We start from the raw sequence: 4,865 nt of genomic DNA on the forward strand, positions 1-4,865 counted from the left end.
CGCGCGCTCCTCGGAAAGATCCCGCCGGATCACCTTGTACACCTCGTAGACCTCGATCGCGCTGACGAGCAGCGATTCCCGGCCCTCCAGGTAAGGAGCGAAACGATCCGCCCGCGGCCCGCCGGCGAGATACTCGATCCAGCCGCTCGAGTCGACGAGGATCAGAGCCGATCCTTCTTCTCCCGCAGGCCGCGAGGACTGGTGCCCTTCGCCAGACCCCGGTAGGAACGCATCGGGCGCTCGGGAACCAGGTAGAGAACGCCCCCTTTGTCGAGGACCGTGAATCGCATGCCCGGGCGGAGCCCCATACGTTCGCGCGCGCGCCGCGGAACCACGAGCTGAAACTTACTCGACAGAGTCGCCGTCTCCATGTCTTACCGATCCCATATCGACCGACCAGTTGTAAGTCAACATCCGAGCCGCCCTCGCGCGCCGGGCACGAGCGACCGCCTAGGGCCGGCGCCCCCGCGGCAGCACGATCGGCCCCCCGGTTAGCGCGTTCGTACCGACGTAGACCTCGGTCGCATAGGCCGCGCCCAGCACCGCCGGCGTGAGCACCTCGGCAGGGCTCCCCTCGCACACGACCCGCCCGCCGGCCAGCAGGACCAGGCGGTCGCAGTAGAGTGCCGCCAGGTTCAAGTCGTGCAGCACCGACACGACGGCGATGCCGCGCGAGCGACGGAGCTCCGCGACCACGTCGTAGATGCCCGCCTGGTGGCGGAGATCGAGGTGCGTCGTCGGCTCGTCCAGGAGGAGCACCTCCGGCTCCTGCGCGAGCGCGCGCGCGAGCAGCACGCGCTGCCGCTCGCCGCCGGAGAGCCGGTCGAGCGGGCGGTCCTCCAGCCCGGCGACCTCCAGGCGCGCCATCGCCGCCCGGGCGACGGCGAGGTCGTGCGCGCGCGGGAAGCCGAGCGCCGGAAGGTGCGGCGCGCGGCCCATCAGCACGACCTCGAGCGCGGTGAACGGGAACTCGAGCGTCGGGTCCTGCGGCACGACGGCCAGCCGACGGGCCAGCTCGCGGCGGCGGTAGGCGCCGAGCGCCGCCCCTCTGAAACGCACGCTCCCCGCGCGCGGCGCGAGGACGCCCGAGAGGAGGCGCACGAGCGTCGTCTTCCCGCTGCCGTTCGGGCCGATCACGCTGAGCAGCTCCCCGGGGGCCACGGCCACGCTCACCTCGCTCAGGACGACGCGCGGCCCGTAGGCGAAGGAGACGCGCTCGGCCTCGAGGAGCACCGTCATGCGAGCGCGCGCCGGAGGTGCCGGCGGAGGAGGTAGAGGAAGAACGGCCCGCCCGTGAGCGCGGTCACCACGCCGACGGGGAGCTCGACCGGCCCGAGCAACGTGCGCGCGAGCGTGTCCGCCCACGCGAGGAAGATGGCGCCGCCCAGGAAGGAGGCCGGGAGGAGGAGGCGCTGGTCCGGCCCGAGGACGAGACGCAGGAGGTGCGGCACGATGAGCCCCACGAACCCGATCATGCCGCTCACCGACACCGCGGCCCCGACCAGCAGCGAGGCGGCGAGGAAGACCGCCCGCCGGGTGCGCTCCACCTCGACCCCGAGCTGCTGGGCGCCCTCCTCGCCGGCGGCAAGCAGGTTGAGATCCTGCGCGTGGAAGCCGAGCCAACCGAGCCCGACCAGGCTGTAGAGCATCACACCGGCGATGAGCCCGTAGCTCTGCGTCGAGAGCGAGCCCATGATCCAGAAGAGGACGCCCTGCGCCTGGGTGTAGCTGGCGAGCGCGTTCACCAGCATGAGGGCCGCGGCGGCGAGCGCGTTGAACACCACGCCGACCAGCAGGACGGCGTGCGGCGTGGTGCGCCCGCCGGCGCGCGCGCCGAGGGCGACGATCGCGATCGCGCCGAGCGCGCCCGCGAAGGCCGCGAGCGGCACCACCGGCGAGACCGCGTCGGCACCGGCCACCAGCGCCAGCACGCCGGCCACCGCCGCCCCGCCCGAGATGCCGAGCAGGTGAGGGCAGGCGAGCGGGTTGCCGAGCAGGGCCTGCAGCGCCGCGCCCGCGGCGGCGAGGCTCCCGCCCACGACCGCCCCGAGCAGCACACGCGGCAGGCGCGTGCGGAAGAGGATCACGGCGTCGGTGCTCTCGGGGCCCGCGAGCGCGCGCGCGAGGCTCACGTGCACCGGACCGACGAGCGAGGTGGCGACGAGCGTCGCGGCGAGCAGGAGTGCCAGCACCGACGTCGCCGTCACGAGGCGCCCGGCGGTCAAGTGCGGCGGCCGCACGGTCACCCCGCGAACGCCTCGGGGTGAATGGCCCGGGCGAGCGCCGCCGCCGCCTCGGGCACGCGCGGCCCGGCGCGCAGGAGCGTCTCGTCGGCGAGCATGACGACGCGGCCGTTCTGTACCGCGGGCACGGTGGTGAGCCCGGCGAAGAGCTCCCGGGCGCCGGCCTCGCTCCCCATGGCGGCGTCGACGATCACCTCGGGGGCGCGCGCGACCACCAGCTCGAGCGTGAGCGTCGGCCACACCTGCCCCGCGTCCGCGGCCACGTTGACGCCGCCCGCCATGGTGAGGAGCTCGTCCTGGAGCGTGCCGCGCCCGACCGCGACCAGCGGGCGGTGGCCGACGATCACGAGCACGCGCCGCGGCGGCAGGTCGGCCACGCGGGCGTGCACCTCGCCGAGCCGGGCGGTCACGTCGGCCACCAACCGCTCGCCCGCTGCGGGTGTGCCCAGCGCACCGGCCACGGCGCGGATCGAGGCCCACAGATCGGCGAGCGTGCGGTCGTGGACCACCAGCACGCGCACGCCGGCGCGCTCGATGGCACGCACCGCCTCGCGGTTCCCGGGCGACGGCGCCGCGATCACCAGGTCGGGGCGCCGGGCGAGCGTCACCTCGACGCTCGGCACGAGGTAGCCGCCCACGCGCGGAACGCTCGCCACGGCCGGCGGGTAGTCGCACTGCGCGCACACGCCCACCAGCTGCTCGCCCGCGCCGAGCGCGTACACCACCTCGGTGATGGACGGCGCGAGCGACACGATGCGCGCCGGCGGGCCGGCGGGCGCCGGGGAGGGCGCGGGCGCGCAGCCCCCGAGCGCCGCCGCCGCGAGGATCGCCGAGAGCCGCACGCGCATGCCGATGCCTCTCGCGGGCGCCCGGCCCGTTGTCAACGCGCCGCCCACGCGAGCAGGCGCTCCGGCAGCTCCGGGCAGCTCCCGAAGTGCAGATGGACGTAGCTGGCGAGCGTGCCGCCCCTCCGGTAGCCCTCGCGCCGGACCGGCCCGCCGCGGGCGTCGCGCACCTCATAGGCGGTCTCGAGCCCAGCCGCCGGCTCTGCCTCCAACGTCGAGTGACGGAACTCGTGCCCCCGCGCGCTGAGCCGCGGGCCGTCGCCGAGCGCGATTCCCACCTCTACGTAGCCGAGCGCGGCGAGCCGCGACTCCATGCGCACCGCGAGCGGCAGCACGCCGCACATCGGGTGCGACGTCCCGTCGAGCGTGCGAAGCCGCTCGGTGAGGTACATGAGCCCGCCGCACTCGGCGTAGATCGCGCCGCCCGCGGCCGCGAACTCGCGCACCGCCGCGCGCGCCGCCGCGTTGGCGGCGAGGCGCGGCGCATGCACCTCGGGATAGCCGCCGCCGAGGTAGAGCAGGCGCGTCCCCGCGGGCAGGCCGGCGTCCGCGAGCGGACTCCAGCCGACGAGTTCGGCGCCGGCCGCAGCCAGGCGGTCCAGGTTGTCGCGGTAATAGAACGAGAAGGCAGCGTCGCGCGCGATCGCCACGCGCACGCGCGCCGGGAGCGCCGGCGGCTCGGGCGGGAGCCGGGCCGGCTCTCGCACCTCGCTCTCCGCCAGCAGGCGGGCGAGGTCCAGGTGATCGCGCGCGAGTGCGGCGAGACGGCCCACGCCCTCCCGCGTCCACATCGTCTCGTCGGCGATGACGAGCCCCAGGTGTCGCTCGGGGACGGTCGCCGACGGCTCCCACGGGAGGCCGCCCAGGAGGGGCACGCCGAGCGGCGCCGCGGCCGCGGTCAGGTCCGCCAGGTGCGCCGCGCCGCCGACGCGGTTGAAGACGACACCCGCCGGCCGGAGTGCCGGGTCGAAGTCGCGAAACCCGCGCACGACCGCCGCCGCGCTCCGCACCGCACCGCCGGCGTCGACGACGAGCACCACGGGCAGGCCGAGCATCTTCGCGAGCGCGGCGCTGCTGCCGGCCTCGCTCGCCCCCTCGACGCCGTCGAAGAGCCCCATCATGCCCTCGACCACCGCGACGTCGCGTCCCAAGGCCGCCCGCCAGAAGATGCGCCGGTTCTCCTCGGCCGGCAGCATCCAGGCATCCAGCGTGCGCGAGGCCACCCCGCACACCGCCTCGTGGTGCCCGGGGTCGATGAAGTCGGGGCCCCCCTTGAAGGGCTGCACCCGGAGCCCGCGCTCGCGGAGCGCCGCGAGAAGCGCGAGCGTGACGGTCGTCTTGCCGACGCCGCTCGCCGTGCCGGCGACGATTAGGGCCTTCACGGCCTATCCATGGGCAAGCACCAACGCCGACTGCCTCCGCAGTGCGGGGAAGCGCCGTTCCGCCAGGGCGAACCCGCCGAAGAGCACGCCAGCATAAAGGAGGTCTCCGGCGAGCGTGTTCCGGAAGAACGGGATAGCCGCCACATAGCAGGCGACGAAGCCCTCTACGGTCCGCGGATAGAGGTCACTCAAGCACCACACGCCGAAGTTCGTGATGACGAAGAACAGCACCGACCCGGCCAACGCGGCCCCGCCCACGACAAGCGGCGAGCGCCGATCCCGGATCAGCCGGCCGAGGACCACGTTGAGGGCGAAGCTGCCGTAGACGAACGGCATCACTCGATGGACGCCGAAGCCGAGGAGGAGGTCGCTCAGGCACATCGCCAGCAGCGGCA

At 74.7% G+C, this 4,865-nt stretch carries 5 protein-coding genes; all 5 read right to left on the reverse strand.

Translation table 11 applies throughout. The features are described 5' to 3' along the window. Positions 1-161: 161 nt before the first annotated feature. Positions 162-371 (reverse strand): hypothetical protein, encoded by a 210-nt coding sequence (locus E6J59_06455; protein TMB21109.1) that lies wholly within the window; start codon positions 369-371, stop codon positions 162-164. 79 nt (positions 372-450) lie between these two features. Beyond that, positions 451-1,239, reverse strand: a complete 789-nt coding sequence (locus E6J59_06460) for a heme ABC transporter ATP-binding protein (protein TMB21110.1) — start codon at positions 1,237-1,239, stop codon at positions 451-453. After that, the gene (locus E6J59_06465) at positions 1,236-2,246 is read right to left on the reverse strand and encodes an iron ABC transporter permease (GenBank protein TMB21111.1); all 1,011 of its coding nucleotides are present in this window, start codon (positions 2,244-2,246) and stop codon (positions 1,236-1,238) included. The genes E6J59_06460 and E6J59_06465 overlap by 4 nt, the downstream gene beginning before the upstream one ends. Next, positions 2,243-3,091 carry an ABC transporter substrate-binding protein gene (locus tag E6J59_06470; protein TMB21112.1) on the reverse strand — a complete coding sequence of 283 codons (849 nt, stop codon included), beginning with the start codon at positions 3,089-3,091 and terminating at the stop codon, positions 2,243-2,245. The genes E6J59_06465 and E6J59_06470 overlap by 4 nt, the downstream gene beginning before the upstream one ends. Positions 3,092-3,123: 32 nt before the next feature. Beyond that, positions 3,124-4,470, reverse strand: coding sequence for a cobyrinate a,c-diamide synthase (locus tag E6J59_06475; GenBank protein ID TMB21113.1), 1,347 nt, complete (start codon positions 4,468-4,470; stop codon positions 3,124-3,126). Positions 4,471-4,865: the final 395 nt, after the last annotated feature.

It is taken from the genome of Deltaproteobacteria bacterium, from assembly GCA_005879795.1.
GTDB lineage: Bacteria > Desulfobacterota > Binatia > DP-6 > DP-6 > DP-6.